General features: G+C 61.9%; 10 protein-coding genes and 1 tRNA gene. 9 read left to right on the top strand and 2 right to left on the bottom strand.

Annotated elements, in window-relative coordinates; translation table 11 throughout:
- Nucleotides 1-11: 11 nt before the first annotated feature.
- From V8192_RS08900 to V8192_RS08865, 8 genes are all read left to right on the top strand, one after another.
- Nucleotides 12-428, top strand: a complete 417-nt coding sequence (locus V8192_RS08900) for a hypothetical protein (protein WP_341632719.1) — start codon at nt 12-14, stop codon at nt 426-428.
- Nucleotides 425-1,537: a hypothetical protein gene (locus V8192_RS08895; RefSeq protein ID WP_341632718.1), complete on the top strand. Its 1,113-nt coding sequence runs from the start codon at nt 425-427 to the stop codon at nt 1,535-1,537. The genes V8192_RS08900 and V8192_RS08895 overlap by 4 nt, the downstream gene beginning before the upstream one ends.
- An 18-nt stretch (nt 1,538-1,555) precedes the next feature.
- On the top strand, nt 1,556-5,263 hold the full coding sequence (locus V8192_RS08890) for an OmpA family protein (protein ID WP_341632717.1): 3,708 nt from the start codon (nt 1,556-1,558) through the stop codon (nt 5,261-5,263).
- Between the two features lie 537 nt (nt 5,264-5,800).
- Entirely contained in the window at nt 5,801-6,778 is a 978-nt protein-coding gene (gnd, locus tag V8192_RS08885; RefSeq protein ID WP_341632716.1) for a phosphogluconate dehydrogenase (NAD(+)-dependent, decarboxylating), read from the top strand.
- A gap of 211 nt (nt 6,779-6,989) precedes the next feature.
- Nucleotides 6,990-7,289 carry an AbrB/MazE/SpoVT family DNA-binding domain-containing protein gene (locus tag V8192_RS08880; RefSeq protein ID WP_341632715.1) on the top strand — a complete coding sequence of 100 codons (300 nt, stop codon included), beginning with the start codon at nt 6,990-6,992 and terminating at the stop codon, nt 7,287-7,289.
- Nucleotides 7,246-7,659 (top strand): type II toxin-antitoxin system VapC family toxin, encoded by a 414-nt coding sequence (locus tag V8192_RS08875; RefSeq protein WP_341632714.1) that lies wholly within the window; start codon nt 7,246-7,248, stop codon nt 7,657-7,659. Before V8192_RS08880 ends, V8192_RS08875 begins: the two co-directional genes overlap by 44 nt.
- Nucleotides 7,660-7,674: 15 nt before the next feature.
- Nucleotides 7,675-8,136 (top strand): monooxygenase family protein, encoded by a 462-nt coding sequence (locus V8192_RS08870; RefSeq protein ID WP_341632713.1) that lies wholly within the window; start codon nt 7,675-7,677, stop codon nt 8,134-8,136.
- A 218-nt stretch (nt 8,137-8,354) separates the two neighbouring features.
- On the top strand, nt 8,355-11,387 hold the full coding sequence (locus V8192_RS08865) for a PAS domain-containing protein (RefSeq protein ID WP_341632712.1): 3,033 nt from the start codon (nt 8,355-8,357) through the stop codon (nt 11,385-11,387).
- A gap of 107 nt (nt 11,388-11,494) precedes the next feature.
- Here the strand turns inward: V8192_RS08865 and V8192_RS08860 are convergent, their stop codons facing one another.
- Nucleotides 11,495-12,904 (bottom strand): M20/M25/M40 family metallo-hydrolase, encoded by a 1,410-nt coding sequence (locus V8192_RS08860; protein ID WP_373276337.1) that lies wholly within the window; start codon nt 12,902-12,904, stop codon nt 11,495-11,497.
- Nucleotides 12,905-13,036: 132 nt separating this feature from the next.
- A tRNA-Lys gene (locus V8192_RS08855) sits at nt 13,037-13,112 on the bottom strand.
- A gap of 157 nt (nt 13,113-13,269) precedes the next feature.
- Here V8192_RS08855 and V8192_RS08850 point away from each other — a divergent pair.
- Nucleotides 13,270-16,329: a VPS10 domain-containing protein gene (locus tag V8192_RS08850; protein ID WP_341632710.1), complete on the top strand. Its 3,060-nt coding sequence runs from the start codon at nt 13,270-13,272 to the stop codon at nt 16,327-16,329.
- Nucleotides 16,330-16,334: the final 5 nt, after the last annotated feature.

The raw sequence follows: 16,334 nt of genomic DNA, 5'->3' as shown, positions 1-16,334 counted from the left end.
GGAATAGCAGGATGGCCAAGACGACAGGAACAGCGGGCAAGGATGCCGCCTCGGCTGAGCTGAACAGCGATCTGCTCCAGTTCATCGTCGAACGGCACGACCAGCTCTGGACGAGGATCACCGAACGCGACGATGCCCTGCACAACCAGGTACTCGGGATCGTCTCGAAGATCGTCGATGCAAATTCGCTCGACCGGGTTCTGGCAACAGGCCTTCAGGAAATCGCCGACCAGCTCGAGGAGCAGATGAGCCCCTTAAGGGAGATTCCGAACAGCCATAAGCGGCTCGAGGACCCCGAGGACGCGCGGCTCACGGCTCTCAATCTCGCGCTCGAGCGCCCCGATTTTTCCCTTCCTGGAGCAACGGAGGTCGGGCCCCTGCTCGGCGTCCCGACACCCGATTTCGAAGCAGGGAGTTACCGGTCATGATTCCGCTTCTCGTCCAGCGCATCTCAAACGGATTGGCGATCCCGCCCGAGGATGCTGCACTGCTGGTGCTGACGTCGGATCCTTTCGACATCGTCCTTCACATGGAGCAGCTCTGGCATCTCTCCAAGCCGTGGGGAGCGCCCCCTGCCGCGGGCCCCGCAAAGCAGGCCCTGTTCGGAACCGGAGCCTTTGCCGCTTACGCTCCCGCCTTTCTCCCGGCCTGGGATCATCTGGGCTACAGTTACGTGCTCGAGAATACGCGGATCATCCAGATCCTTCGCCGCGTGGTGCGCGAATACCGGTCGGGTGAAGGACTGGGCTTTCCAAAAGTCGAGACGCAGCGCTGGCTGGATGCGACCGAGGTCTTGCTGTTCGGCGCTGCCAATCCAATCGCCTCCTGGCTGTCGACCAGCACCGTGAGGCAGGACCCGGAAGGGGTGCGGCGAAACGCCTACTGGCGCTTCTTCGGCCTCGACCTCGCCTTCGGCACCGATGACAACCGTTCGCCGACCTATGACAAGGCAACGGCTGCAAACACGACCTTCGTCCGTCTGTTCGAGGAGCTGCTGTTCGAACTCTGGCAGGCAATGTCGAACGTGCGCAACGTCGCGGGCGTCAACAATGCCGATGATGACCGCATCTACCGCATCGCCGAGGAGCTGCGGTTCATTCTTACCTCAAGACGCCTCAATTCCATGCTTGGGCGCGAAGAACTTGCCGCAGCGACGGCACTCGGCTGGGCCGAGCTCACGGTCGCATTCAACACGCCGCTCGTTGCGGATCTCAGCGCCAAGGCGCGGGATCCGGCAAGCCGCCTGCAGCTCATCGGCGAGCGCGTGGGCCTCAAGGCGCACAGCAAGAGCGCGGCTTTCTTCTCGATGGCAGCTGACCTGTCGAAATTCCTCTACCTGGTCGAGTCCGGACTCGTGGCGGGACCCGACAAGTCATGGCTTCTGTACATGGAGACCCCGCCGATGGGGCAGACCGGTAACCCGATCGGACCGGAATCGCGGCGCGTGATCACCGAATGGGCAGCAGCCACCGGCAAGGACCTGAAGATTCGCGCAAAGCCGGCCGAGATACGGCCGCGCCTGGTTGCAGTCGCCTGAAGCTGAGGAGGGCCGGTCATGGACGCTCTGAGGGACGAGCAGTTCGACGAGCTTGGGCTGGAGACCCCGTTCAGCGGGTCGCTGACGGGCGAGACGGACCGCGAAGGTCCGCTGAATTTTGGGGAAGAAACGTTCGTGACCCTCCCCTCGAGCGAGCTCCAGTCAGCATCCTCGCTCGAAAGCGCCATTTCAGAAGCCGAGAGCGAGGCGGCCCAGTCGAGCGAGGCCGAATGGCTCGAGGCCGAATGGCTCGAAACGCCGTCGGCCGCCGCCGCGGAGTCGCTGGAAAGCTACTGCGAGCGCCTCGGCCGGCAATGGTCGGAGCGGCGCAGGGGCGATCCTTCGGCCGAGGCCCTGCGCGCCTGGCTCATGGAAGATCATGAAGCGACCCAGCTCGGTGCTCAACAGCGCTGGAAGAAGCTCAGCGGTTCGGCCGATTTCGCTTCCCGCGTCACTCGCGCCTGGATGATCAGCCGCGAAGAGCAGATGCACTTCCAGACTGATCCAGGCGCTGGCGTGAAGCCTCTTGGTCCGTTCAACCCGCCCGCGGCGAAAGTGGAGCTGATCGCCGAAGGGCTCATTGAGGGGAGCGACAAGGCGCCGGTTGCGCCGCTCACCGCGCGGTTCGCGCGGCAACTCAAGCGGACGTTTCCGGGCGTCCAGATGTCCAACTACCGCGGCCACGGTGGCGGGTCGTTTCTCAATCGCGGTTATTCCCTCGACCTGTTCCTGGAGGGCCGCGACGAGCGGGGCTTCTACAAGCCGGAACAGGTCAAGAAGCTCCTGAGAGCAGTGAGTTCGGCCGCGCGGTCGGTTGGTGCCGGATGGCGCTGCCTTTACAACGATTTCCAAGTTGCTGACGCGATCAACCGCGAGTTCGGGCACCGCCACGTCCTTTTCATCGGCGCAGTGAGCCGTGACCGCTCCAAGCGAGTGACCGGCCTCAATTGGCACGGGCCCAACCCGCTGATCCTGCACGTGCATCTCGACCTTGCACCAGTTGCTGGGGCCGAGCTCGGGGAAAGCGAGCATTCTGACGCTGGTGAAGCCGAAGTGCATCTTTGCGCCGCATGCGAGAAAGGCCGTGCCGACGGTTTTGCATTCCATGATCAAGCAGTTCTGGAGGAGGTGAGGGACCCGTTCGAAAGCCGCGGCGAAGCGCTCGAGCAACGGGGCGAGGAGCCGCACGCAGAAGCCTTTGAGCAGGAGTCGAAGGAATTGGCGGAGGCGGGCCTGAGCCCGGCCGAGCGGCGAGCGCTGGAAATCACCAGCACGCTTGAAACGGGGAAGGCCGGAGGTTTCTACGGCTTAAGCGGAAATTTCGACGGCCAGGGCCTGTCTTTCGGCCTCGTCAACTGGACGATTGGTACCGGCAGCCTCCAGCCGCTGCTGCGCGATTTCGCGCATGAGGAGCCGTCCCGCTGGAAGGCGGTCTTCGGTCGCGACGCCGACCGCTTCGAGGCCCTCATCGCCAGGAAGGGCCGCGAAGCCGAGCGCGAGCAGCTCCGCTTCGCGGTCGAGGAGATGAACGAGAAAGCGCTGGTGCGCGGACACGTGCGCTGGGCGATCAGGGAGCCCTGGCGAACCTATTTCAAACGCCTCTCCGAAGAGCCCGCGTTCCGGCAGATCCAACTGCGCTACGTTCGCAACCTGCTTGGGCGTGCTGCCTATTTCTGCCGGTTGTTCGCACTCAAGAGCGAACGTGCCTTTGCGTTCATGTTCGACGCGGTGTCGAGCCACGGCAAATGGTGGCTGACCAGGAAGTTTCCCGGCGGCGCACAGAAGCGCCGGCTGCTTCTGGAAGAGCGCCTTCGTCCCTTTGGCGGCATCGGTCACGGTCCCGAGCGCGAGGTGCTGCTGATTATTGCCGATGTCCTTGCCGAAACGTCGGCGCCGCGCTGGGCCGATAACGTGCGCTCGCGCAAACGCTGGTTCGTGACGGGAGAGCACCGCCGGGCCCGCGAACTCGCCGGCCTCGAGCCGAGTGCCGACCGTCCCTGGACCTTATCTGCAGGCACCATCGTCCATGAGGAAGGCGAAGAACTTGCCTGGCTAGACTTCGAGGGAGGTCCCCAGATGGAGGAGTTCAGCTCAGAATATCATGAGGGCGAGGCGCCCTGGCCCGGCGAGGCGGAAAACTGGGCTGCCGAGGCTGAAAGCCAGTTCGAGTCTGAGGGCGGCTTTGGTTCAGAGACAGCCTTTGGCTCTGAAGCCGCTCTGGGCGAACTCGGTTTTGAAAGTGGTTTTGGTTCTGAATCCTTAGAACAGGGGGAAGAGGAGTGGCGACCGAGCGAAGCGATGGTCGAGGCTCTCCTGGCAGCACCCCAGAGCGAATCCCTGGACTATGAGGAATCGGAAGCCCCGGCGCAGGCGTGCCGTGATTATCCCGATTCCTACCGGAAGCTCATTCGGCGGCGAAATACGCCTGGCGAAGTTCTCAACCGAACGCAGGGCAATCCTTCGACCGATCTCACTTTGCAGTTCAGCGATTATGACGTGAACGCCTATCTCGCCGGCGAAAAGGCGAAGCATGCCGCAAACGTGGGAACGATCACCGACTTCATCCGCCGGCGCCTTGCCCAGGGCTCGAGCGTTGATGTCACCATCACCGGTTCGGCAAGCCACACCGGCACCCGGGAGTACAACCAGGAGCTGTCGGACAAGCGTGCCGACTGCATGGCCCGGATGATCCGCGCGTCACTGACGTCCTCGGAGCTTGCGCGGATACGCTTCGACACGCACGGCGAGGGCTTCGATAAATCAAAGTGCGAAGGCTCGCAGTGCGAGCTTCCGGGCTTTCGCTCGGTGCTCGTGAGCGTCCACGCGCCTAACCGGCCACCGACGCCCATCAAGCCGGAGCCGCCTGGCTTCGATAAATTTTCGATCCGATGCTGTTCGTTCCACAGCAAGAAGATCGAGGAGGTCGCCCTTGATGCGTTGCTGAGGAAGCTTCCCGAAGGAATGCCCCGCTGGGCCGCTGAGAAGATCGAGCCGATCTTGCGCAAGCGCGGGGCCGAGGTGCTGAGCAAGCTCCTGAAGCGCCTCCCGAAACTTGCGCAGCTCTCGGGCGACGTGAAGAAGCTGCTGAAGTTCCTGCCTGTCGAAATCACGCGGCAGACCGCAGTCTTCCAGATCAGGGAACGGCGCGACGTCCCGAACCCCGAGCAGATCACGCTATGCTATTCGGGGTGGGGTGGTCGCCTTGCGCTCCCGCTTCCCGGCAAGCTCGATGATGCGCTCGACGAACTCCTGCCGCCGCTGCCGAAATTTGCCCCGAGAGTGATGGTCGAGGCTCGCGAGCAGCTCAAACGCCTGATGAAGGACGAGCTCAAGAACCTGCTCCCGGGCCGCGTCGCCAGCCTTCTTGGAAAGCTCGACAGCAACACACCGGGCCCATGGAAGCCGTTCGAACTGAACAGGAGACAGCGGCTCGCAGTCTTCCTCGGCCGCGCCGAGATCTTCATCGACATCATTTCCGACATCCAGGAGCCTGGACAGATTACCCTCGGCTTCGACAGCCGGCCGTGGACGATGCCGGACAAGCAGCAGCGGACCATTTTGAGGTGTCAGCGCGGCTGCGCAGAATCGGTGATCCAGCTACAGATTGCCGGAGGCGGCTTCGATCTCCTCTCGGTCAATGTCGGCGATCTGGAGAGCAAGGGCTGCGCGTGCACGACCGAGGCGCAGTCGGAGGCGTTTGAGCCCGAGGCGTTTGAGTTCGCCTGAGGCTTTCAGCTGCCTCAAGACCGAACCCGATATGTGTAAAGCAAGCGATACATGCTGCGCGTGGAGAACGGCCGGCCTTTCGTATCCCGGGCGCGTTAACATCGTCCGTTGTACAAAAAATTAACTGACCGCGGCGCATTGCGGACGAGGCCGCATAGTATTGCGGCCGTCCGCAGCCTGTACGAAAGGCCACGGCCGCGTAAGCCATGCTGCAGGTGCGTACGCCCGTGGCCGCGTTCCCAAGGAACACGGCTAGGGGCATCCCCGCACGAGCCCGTGCACCCCCGTGATCAGTTCCAAAGCTGGCAAGCGGACTGTCGTTCGATGAATGGACGCTGCAGGATAGTCTTCGTCTGCCCCCGAGCTTCTTGAATTGCATCTTGATGCCTGGGGCAGGCCCCAGGAGATGGTGGAGCGCCTAGCCGACGATTAGCAGGAGGTGCCGATAAAAAGCGTAACCCGCGGCTCGGACAGCTCCGGGATAGGCAATCGCTACTCAAAATCGGCTAGGTACCAGGCAAAGGAGTCGTACGCGAAATGCGTCTAGCGGTAATCGGCCTGGGCCGGATGGGTGGTAATATTTCGAGGCGCCTCCTGCGCGCGGGCCACGAAGTCGTCGGCTTCGACCGGAACGAGGAGAGTGTTCGTGAACTGATTTCGGACGGCCTGGTCGGAACCAGTTCGCTCGAGGCTGCCGCGGCGAACCTTTCGGCGCCGCGCATTTTCTGGGTGATGCTCCCAGCGGGTGCTGCGACCGAAGAGACCGTCATTGCACTCCGCGACCTCGCAGAGCCTGGCGATGTGATCATCGATGGGGGCAACAGCTTCTTCAAGGACGACATCCGGCGTTCGAAAGAATGCGCGACAACCGGAATCCACTACGTCGATGTCGGGACTTCGGGTGGCATCTGGGGACTGGACCGGGGCTATTGCCTGATGATCGGCGGCGATCCCGAAGCGGTCGAGCTTCTCGATCCGATCTTCAACTCGCTGGCTCCGGGCCTGGGCACAACCGTTCCAACGCCGACCCGGATCAGTGGCGACGAGCGGCCGGAGCGCGGCTACATCCACGCCGGTCCGGCTGGATCCGGCCATTTCGTGAAGATGGTGCACAACGGGATCGAGTATGGGCTGATGCAGGCCTACGCTGAGGGCTTCGACATCCTGCGAGGGCGCGCGTCCGAAAAGCTCGCAGCTGATGAAAAATATGCGCTCAACTTGCCCGACATTGCCGAGGTCTGGCGCCGAGGATCTGTCATTTCATCCTGGCTGCTCGACCTTTGTGCGCTCGAACTCGCCGGTGACCACGAACTCAAGCAGTTCAGTGGGCGGGTTGCCGACAGCGGGGAAGGCCAGTGGACCGTTGACGCGGCGATGGAGGAAGCGATCCCCGCAAACGTCCTTACCGCTGCGCTGTTCGCGCGCTACCGGAGCCGGGAAGACGATAGCTTCGCTGACAAGATCCTTTCTGCAATGCGGTTCGGATTCGGCGGCCATGTCGAGATGCCACAATGAAGGGGTGCCCCGCGAGAAGCGCAGCTTTCGAGTGGGGGAGTCTTGCCGAAGCTAGCCGCGGGAAGCTCGAAACCGACAGTCGCCACTGGCTGCTGGTTTGCTTCGCATAGCTGCACCATTTTTCTGGCCTGCGGGCGACCGCTGCAAATTGGCAACCTGCGCTCGCCCGGATCGCGATGCTTGACAAATCTTTGATCTCCGGCAATCTTACATGGTTCTTACCAGAAAGAAATTCGCGATGCCGTCTTCAGAAAGGCTAACTACGGTACTCTCGACCAAGGGACAGGTTATATTGCCGAAGGTCATTCGTGACCGTCGACATTGGGACAGCGGTACCAGACTTGTGGTTGAGGACACGGACGATGGCGTTCTCCTCAAGCGCGCCCCACTTTTCGAGCCTACCAGCATCACAAAGGTCGCAGGCATGCTTGCTTACCCAGGCAAAGCCAAATCCATCGAAGAAATGGATGCTGCGGTCGCGCGGGAAGCCAAACGTCGTGCGCGCCATTGATACCAACGTCCTCATCCGTTTCCTAACGAAGGACGATCCAGAGCAATACGCGAAGGCAAGAGTGCTGATAGAAGGGGGCGACATCTTTGTTGCCACCACCGTTCTACTGGAAGCTGAATGGGTGCTACGCAGTGGCTATGAGTATAGTCGCATCGACATCATCAGCGCCCTTCGAAGCTTTGGCGGTCTAGCAGGTGTCACGCTCGAGAATCCTTACGCCACTGCTCAGGCGCTCGAATGGGCCGAGGCCGGTATGGACTTCGCGGACGCTCTCCATCTCGCATCGTCGAGCCGGTACGGCAGCTTTCACACTTTTGATGCGAGACTTCTCAGGTCCGCCCCCGATGACGTCGAGGTGTGCGGGCCCTGACGGCAGGATCATCTAATGCAAGCGATCGACCGCCAGTCGGTAGACCTCACGCAATACCCGGATCTTGTGATGATAATGCTCGGCTTTCGAGTTCGCGGCTGGCGCGGTCTTTTGGCGATGCGCCAAGTCGGTCCAGGCCTCGCCCGGATCGGGCGTGAGCGACCCGACGGACTGCTTGCTCACGAAGGAATGCTATTCGGTTGGACGCATTTCGGTTTCCGACAATATTGGCGCGACTTCGGTTCGCTGGAGCGTTTCACTCGAAGCGAACCGCACGCCGAGTGGTGGCGTCGCATTAGCGAACTCTCAGCGTCCGCTGGGTTCTGGCACGAGACCTATCATGCCAAGGGTGGTGTCGAAGCACTGTACGTCGGAATGGGAAGCGCGGTGGGTCTGCAGCGGTTCGCGCCAGCACTTTCGCCGATCGGATCGTTCTTAACGGCGCGGCAGCGACTATCTAGAGCGGTCAACACGTAGAGTGACCAGTAGAGGCTCCGTCCTGCCACCCAATCGAGTGATCGTCCGCATCGGCCAGGACTCGCCGGAAGCAAGACGGTCGGCTTTCGGCCAAGTGCCGTCCCGGACCGCTGTGAAGGGCGACAGGCAGGGATAAAGCGCAAGTCTACATGCCAAGGCGCCCGCGGTCGCAGGCTCGGCCTTGCATTCGTGACTTCGTTGCCTGACTTGTGATGGCGGTGAGCTCCCGAATCATAAATGAAGAGAGCGATGTTGCTCTCACTGCAACCAACGACGCCGCACAATCGAGCGATCTCAACTTCCTCGCCGGTGGAGGTGAAGTCGGTGCGCTGATGCGCTCCCATGATTGGTCTAAATCCCCCCTGGGTAAGCCTTACACCTGGCCCCAATCCCTTCGCTCAGTCGTCGGCTTGCTGCTCAATTCCAAGTTTCCCATGTTCGTAGCCTGGGGAGAACAGCTCGGCTTTCTCTACAACGACCCCTACGCCGAGATCCTTGGAGGCAAGCACCCTCAAGCTCTAGGCGCGCGCTTTCATGATATCTGGACGGAGATCTGGCCCGACATCGCGCCACTCATCGATGCGGCGATGCGGGGCGAATCAATCTACCGCGAGGACCTGCCCCTCACCATGAACCGCAAGGGTTATGATGAGCACACTTGGTTCACATTCAGCTACTCGCCAGTGCGGAATGAAAGCGGCGTGGTCGCTGGGATGTTCTGCGCGGTTAAGGAGACCACCGACCAGGTGCTGGGCAAGCGCCGGCGCGAAGCGCTCCTGAACCTCGACGAGCGGTTGCGCGATCTCGCCGATACTGGCGATCTGTCATTCGTTGCATCGGAGCTGCTCGGCGAAACGCTGGGGGCGGATCGGGTAGGTTACGGCGTCATCGATCCCCGGACCAGAAGCATTTCCGTCGAGCGCAGCTGGAGCAAAGCGGACCTGGACGACGTCTCGGGGCGTCATCAATTCAGCGATTACGGCGACTACATCGGAGAACTCCTTCGCGGAGTACCCGTCGCGAACAGCGATGTGAGCACTGACCCCCGCACACGCGCCAAGAAAGAGGCGTTCCAAAGCCTCGGCATGAGAGCACACCTGGATGTCCCCGTGATCGAGGACGGTCGAGCGGTCGCTGAGATGTTCCTCCACTCGAAGTTGCCGCGCCTCTGGACCGACGACGAGATCGCATTCTGCCGCGACGTCGCCGAACGGACCCACGCCGCGATCGCCCGTCGTGCGGCAGAGCAGGTAGGACGCGAAAGCGAGGCGCGGCTTCGCGCGGCACTCGAGGCGAGCCAATCGGGAACCTTCCATTGGGATATCGTCACCAACGAGCTGGATTGGGATGACGCGCTGGATAAGTTGTTCGGCTTGAGGCCTGGCAACACGGCACGTAGCCTCGATCAGTTCATTGAGATGGTGCACCCGGACGAGAGGGCGGGCGTCATCGAGCGCTGCCAACGGTGCGCCAGCACAGGCGCTGATTTCGAAATGGAGTTCCGCGTCGTCTGGCCAGACGGAACTATTCATTGGCTTTACGACAGGGGCAAGACCTTCGGCGGCGAGGATGGCCGTCCCGCATTCATGACCGGGGCGTGCGTCGACATTACTGAACGGATGACGGCCGAAGAGCAGCGCCGAGAAAGCGAGGAACGACTGCGCCTCGCGACTGAGGCCGCGAACATCGGTACTTGGGACTTCAACCCGGAAACCGGCGACCTTCGTTGGGACGAGCGCTGCAAAGAGCTGTTCGGCCTCAGTCCAGAATCGGCCATCGATTATTCAGTCTTTCTCGCAGGTCTGCATCCGGATGACCGCGAAAATACGGATAAAGCTGTGCAAGCCGCATTGGAGCCCGGCAGTTCCGGCCAATTTAATGTCCGCTACCGGACCATCGGCCCGGACGATCATGTCGAGCGTTGGATCGCGGCCTCCGGACGCACCGTGTTCGTAAATACGAGTGGCGAGCGACGCGCGGTGCGTTTCATCGGAACGGTCATCGATATTAGCGAGCGGGTGCGAGCGGAACAGGCGCTGACCGCTCTGAATGAAACGCTCGAAAGCCGGGTCCAGGAAGAGATCAGCCGCCGCGCCCAGGCCGAGGATGTGCTTCGCCAGACGCAGAAGATGGAAACGGTGGGGCAGCTTTCAGGCGGTATCGCCCACGACTTCAACAATTTGCTCCAGGTCATCCACGGCAATCTGTCGATCCTGCAGCTTGCCCTTCCTAGCGATGACGGCAAGCTGAGGCGCGCTGTGGCTAACGCCATGAGCGGCACAGAGCGAGCCGCAGTCCTTACCAAACGCTTGCTCGCTTTCTCTCGTCGGCAGCCGCTCGATCCCCGTCCGGTCGACGTTAATCGGCTTATCCTCGACATGACCGAATTGCTCCATCGAACGCTCGGGGAAACGATCGTTATCGAAACGCGCTTGTCGGCGGAGGTGCCCAATGCGCTCGTGGACGGAAATCAGCTCGAGAACGCGATCATCAACCTCGCGATTAACGCGCGCGACGCGATGCCGGGAGGCGGACGACTTGAGATCACCACCGCAATTGCCGAGCTTGATACGGCTTATGTCACGGCAAATCCTGACGCGCGGCCCGGCAATTACGTCCGTATCCAGGTTAAAGATCACGGCGAGGGCATGAGCGAGGCGATTCGCAACCGCGCGATCGAGCCATTCTTCTCAACCAAGGAGGTCGGCCAAGGGACGGGCCTAGGCTTGTCCATGGTCTATGGCTTCATTCGGCAATCGGGAGGGCACCTCCTCCTCAACTCAAAAGAGGGCGTCGGCACGACAGTCGAGCTCTACGTGCCGTGCTCGGAGTCTGCAGCGCAGATTCACTCATCGCGAACCGAGAACCCAGAACTGCCGCGCGGCCGCGGTGAATGCGTGCTCCTCTGCGAGGATGATAACGAGGTCCGCTCTTTCTCAAGCGAAGTTCTGAGTGATCTTGGTTATACCGTTATCGAATCTCGCGATGCCAATTCCGCGATGGCGGCGCTCGCCGAGCGTGGCTTCGTCGATCTCCTCTTTACCGATGTCGTTCTTCCTGGCGGCAAGACCGGGGCGGATCTGGCTCGCGAAGCGCGCAGAATTCAGCCGGGGCTGAAGGTTCTCTTTACAACCGGATATGCTCGAAGTGCGCTCGATAGCGAGCAGCGGGGCGCCAAGAGCCTTGAGCTATTATTGAAGCCATTTGCAGTTGAGGACCTTGCCACCAAAGTCCGCGAGATTCTGGGCTAAGTCTGTTGTCCGCTTGGAATCGGTCTGGTCGATCCCGCATACCTGAGCCTAGGTCTGCTTCCGTTGGTATCACGCCTAAAAGCGGACGGTCCCGGGAGAAAGCGTCGTCAGCCGGCGTACGCCTTGATCAAGTCGTAAAGGTAGTCACGCCCGACGTAGAGGGATCTCACTTCGACCCGCTCGTTTAAGCCGTGCACGCCGTTGCCGTCTGGGTCGCCCCATGCGCCCGGCACCCCGTAGGTGGGGATGCCTACTGCGCCCAGAAAAGTCGCATCGGTATAGCCATTGGACATCGACGGAACGACCGGCACACCTGGGAAATACTTAGCGGCCAGCTGCTTTGCCGGTCTCATAACTTTGGGATCGAGCGGAGGTGCAGGGGGCGACGGACGGAGCGGCGCGAGCGTCGTCACGCTTACACCCTGATCGCCGACGATGTTCGCTAGCTCTCCGCGGATTTCTTCAACCGAATGCCCTGGAAAGATCCGACAATTAACGAATGCCCCGGCGCGCTGTGCCAGGGCGTTGCGTGCATGCCCGCCGTCCAGCATGGTTGCGACGCACGTTGTCCGGAGATTGGAATGTAGTTCGGGGTCACGGTTCACCACCGTTTCGGCGGCCTTGTCACGCGGGTTGGCGACTAATGCCAACATCGCCGCCCCGGTCGCATCATGGCGCCCTGCGCCCGCTTCCCGGAAATAGGTCCTGGTAGTCTCGGTCCACTCGATGGGAAACTCATGCGCCTCGATTTTCACGAGGGCATGCGCCAGCTCATATATGGCGTTGTCGGGCCGAGGCACCGAGCTGTGGCCGCCCGGATTGCGAGTCTCGAGTCTGTAGGTCGCGAACGTCTTCTCGCCGACCTGCATGGCCTGCTCAACGACGTGGCCCTTGCCGTCACTTGCGCCGCCGCCGCCCTCGTTCAAGGCGAACTCCGCATCGATAAGATCCCGCTTGTTCGCGGCGAGCCATTGAGCGCCGTTGAAGGCTCCGTTGGTTTCTTCACCACAGGTGAGGGCAATCTTCACCGTGCGCTTCGGCTTGTAACCGGATCGCCGGAACCGACTGAGCGTATCGACGAGCATCGCAGCCATCGCTTTGTCGTCCAAGGAGCCGCGACCGTAAAAATAGCCATTCTCCTCGATCAGAGTGAACGGGTCGCGGCTCCAGTCCTCGCGTTTGGCTTCAACAACGTCGAGATGGGCGATGCCTAATATCGGCTTCAGTGTTCTCGATGTGCCGGGATAGACGGCGACTAGCCCGCCTTCTTTGGGATGTTCGGGATCGGCGAACAAAGTGAGTTGGCTTTCCGGAAGTCCGGCTGATTTGAGCCGCGCGGCCATCCTCTGAGCGGCGAGGGTGCAGCTCCCGGAGCTTAATGTCGTGTTTGTTTCAACCAGTTCTTTGTAGAGGCTGCGGAACTCCACCTGGTCCGGACGAAGCGTCTCGGCAGCGGCCGCTGCGCCACCAGCAACCATCGAATATACTGCGCACGCGCAGGCCAGCAATTCAGTCATTTTCCGCATAAAATTGCCCCTCCCCAGAAGAGGGGAACCTACCAGAGGCAGCTATGTCGGCAATGGGTCTGGTACCCAAACGGTACCCCAACAAAACCTTCGACGACTAACCTCGTCTAAGTCGTTGAAGAATGGTGGACGCACTAGGGCTCGAACCTAGGACCCGCTGATTAAGAGTCAGCTGCTCTACCAACTGAGCTATGCGTCCACTGCCGTTAGGCGGAGCTCCGGCGGTGCTTTCCGCTCTGGAGCGGCGGCGCCGGTAGCATGGGCTTAACTGGGGCGCAACCGCCTGATCTTCAAGCGGCGCTCCTGCTGTTCTACGTGAGGAACGACTCGTCCTTCCCCGCTCCAGGAAATTGCCCGTGCGCCTTCGAACCAATCTGCTTGCTGCTGCCGCTCTTGTGTCCCTCTCGGTCAGCGCCCATTCGGCGAGCGTCGACCCAAGTCTTTTCCAGGATCTCCACTGGCGCTCCGTCGGCCCTTTTCGGGGCGGCCGGGTGCTCGCGGTTCAAGGCGATCCTGTGGATGCAAAGCGTTTTTACTTCGGGGCGGTCAACGGCGGCGTATGGCGCAGCGATGATGCAGGACGCACCTGGCAGCCGATCTTCGACCAGGTGAACGTGGGATCGATCGGTGCCATCGCAATTGCTCCTTCAAATCCCAAGATCATCTATGTCGGTACGGGCGAAGCGGACATGCGCTCGGATATTGCCCAGGGCATCGGCATGTTCCGGTCGAGCGATGCCGGCGCGACCTGGCAGGCCATCGGTCTTTCCGATACCCAGCAGATCGGCAAGATCCTGGTCGATCCGCGCAATCCCAATGTCATCCTCGTTGCAGCGCTTGGGCACCCTTATGGCCCCAACGAGGAGCGCGGTATCTTCCGCTCGACCGACGGCGGCGCGCACTGGACTAAAACGCTCTACAGGGATGCGGACACCGGCGCGATCGACATGGCCTTCGAACCTGGAAACCCGAGCGTCGTCTACGCAGCGCTCTGGCAGACGAGGCGTCCCCCCTGGAATACCTACCCGCCTTCAAACGGCTCTGGCAGCGGGCTCTACAAGTCAACCGACGGCGGGCGCACGTGGCATCAACTTGCAGGACACGGCCTTCCCGGATCTCCGGCGCGGATCGGCATCGCTACAAGTGGAGCAAAGCCGCATCGTGTTTATACGCTGATCGACAGCGACAAGGCTGGGGAAGGCGGCCTCTATCGCTCCGACAACTCCGGCGCGAGCTGGACCAAGGTCACCGGCGACAAGCGCATCTGGCAGCGCGGCTGGTACTTCGGCGGGATCACCGCCAATCCCAAGAATGCGAACCAGCTCTGGGTTCAGAACACCATCCAGCTGCGCTCGGACGATGGGGGCGCTCACTTCGTGCCGATCAAGGGCGATCCGACGGGGGATGATTTCCACACGCTCTGGATCGACCCGAAGAATCCGGATCGGCGCATCCTCGGGGTCGACCAGGGAACTCTGGTCACCATCAACGGGGGCAGGACCTGGAGCAGCTGGTACAACCAGCCGACGGCCCAATTTTATCACGTGTCGACCGACAATCGCTTCCCCTATCGCATTTACGGAGCACAGCAGGATTCAGGCGCAGCATCCGTTGCAAGCCGAACGGACAACAGGTTCGACGGCATTACCATGGGCGAGTTTCATGAAGTGACGGCGGGCGGCGAGAGCGGCGAGATCGCGCCCGATCCCGATGATCCCGATGTCGTCTACGGGGGCGCCGTCGACAGGCTCGACCTCAAATCAGGGCAAACCAGAAGTGTCGATCCGACGCTTGCGTTCCCGGGTGAATATCGGGGCGAGTGGACTCTCCCGCTGACGTTCGGAAAGCGGGACCACGCCCTCTACTTTGGCAACCAGCGTCTGTTCCGGACGATGAACGGAGGGCAGACGTGGACGCCCATCAGTCCGGATCTGACGCGGCCGGACCCAGAGGCGCCGGCGACACTCGACGCAGCGACGCTCAAGGACACTGCAACCAAGGGCCCGCGTCGAGGCGTCATCTATGACATCGGGACATCCCCGATCCGTGACGGTCTCATCTGGGTCGGCACGGACGACGGCCTCATCTGGCGGACGGACGACAATGGCGCGCACTGGATCAACGTCACTCCGCCGCAGCTGAAGCCCTGGTGGAAAGTCGGGATCATCGAGCCATCGCACTTCGATCCCAGCACCGCTTATGCTGCGATCGATCTCCACCGGATCGATGACCAGCGGCCGCTCATTCTGAGAACACGTGATGGGGGCCGGACCTGGACCGAGATCACCAACGGCCTGCCAAGGGGCGCCGGTGCCAACTCGGTCAACGTCGTTCGCGAGGACCCGGCGCGTCGCGGGCTCCTTTTTGCTGGAACCGAACGGAGCGCCTACGTCTCCTTCGACGACGGCGAGAGCTGGCAATTGCTCAACCGCGACCTTCCCACCACCTCGGTCCGCGACATCACCATTCACGGCGATGACCTCGTGATCGCCACCCACGGCCGCGGCTTCTATGTGCTCGACGACATCGTTCCGCTTCGTGCTCTCGCCGGCAATGCCGCCCCTGGCATCCACCTCTACCCGCAGGCCGCCGCCTACCGCGTCAACGAGCCGAACTTCACGGGTACACCCATGCCCAAGGACGAGCCGGTCAGCGTCAATCCGCCGCTCGGCGCGATGATCGACTATGCGCTTCCGGCAACCGCCACCGGCCCGGTGCAGGTCGCGATTTACGACCAGTCAGGAGCGCTGGTGAGCCGTTTCAGCAGCACTGACCCTGTAAAGCCGATCGACCTCTCCAAGTTACCGGTCGCGCCAGAATGGGTCGTCTCGCCAAGGCCGCCGGCAGCGGGACCTGGCCATCATCGCTTCGTCTGGGACCTGCATTATGCAAAGCCCGCCGGCCTCAAGGAGGAAGACACGCCCCAAGGTGTCTGGGCTCCACCCGGGCGCTATACGGTCGAGCTGACGACGAACGGACAGGCGCTTCGCCAACCCCTGACCGTCCTTGCCGATCCCAGAGTCCGCGTCAGCCAGGCTGATTTCGACGCCGAGTTTCACCTCGCAAAGCAGATAGAGGCCCAGCGCGTGCGGGTGCGCGCAATGCTGGAGCAGGCTCGGGATCTCAAGGAGAGCCTTGGCAGGCTCAAGGGCCAAGCCGATGCCGATGCACTGTCGGCAAAGCTCGACCGCTTCCTCGGCGAGGCGGCGCCGATTGCAGGGACCAGCGACCCGACGACCCTCACCAGCGTTTCGGAGTGGCTGGACAATCTCGCGCAGGCCGTGGACGGTGCAGACGGCGCCCCGAGCCCCGACAACCTTCGTGGATATGCGGCGCTCGTGGCGGCACTCGATGCAATCGAGCCCAGGTGGCGAAGCTTCGAAGCGGCCGCGCGGGCCCGTGTGCCTGCTGCCTGATCCCG

The sequence above is a fragment of the Sphingomonas agri genome (assembly GCF_038148795.1).
GTDB classification, from domain to species: Bacteria; Pseudomonadota; Alphaproteobacteria; order Sphingomonadales; family Sphingomonadaceae; genus Sphingomicrobium; species Sphingomicrobium agri.
Note: the sequence above shows the minus strand (reverse complement) of the source record. Positions and strands in the feature narration are given on the sequence as shown.

Bases quoted from the DNA above. Each gene is read 5' to 3' on its own strand.
- V8192_RS08900 (WP_341632719.1), top strand. From the start codon at position 12: ATGGCCAAGACGACAGGAACAGCGGGCAAGGATGCCGCCTCGGCTGAG.
- V8192_RS08895 (WP_341632718.1), top strand. From the start codon at position 425: ATGATTCCGCTTCTCGTCCAGCGCATCTCAAACGGATTGGCGATCCCG.
- V8192_RS08890 (WP_341632717.1), top strand. From the start codon at position 1,556: ATGGACGCTCTGAGGGACGAGCAGTTCGACGAGCTTGGGCTGGAGACC.
- gnd (WP_341632716.1), top strand. From the start codon at position 5,801: ATGCGTCTAGCGGTAATCGGCCTGGGCCGGATGGGTGGTAATATTTCG.
- V8192_RS08880 (WP_341632715.1), top strand. From the start codon at position 6,990: ATGGTTCTTACCAGAAAGAAATTCGCGATGCCGTCTTCAGAAAGGCTA.
- V8192_RS08875 (WP_341632714.1), top strand. From the start codon at position 7,246: ATGCTGCGGTCGCGCGGGAAGCCAAACGTCGTGCGCGCCATTGATACC.
- V8192_RS08870 (WP_341632713.1), top strand. From the start codon at position 7,675: ATGCAAGCGATCGACCGCCAGTCGGTAGACCTCACGCAATACCCGGAT.
- V8192_RS08860 (WP_373276337.1), bottom strand. From the start codon at position 12,904: ATGACTGAATTGCTGGCCTGCGCGTGCGCAGTATATTCGATGGTTGCT.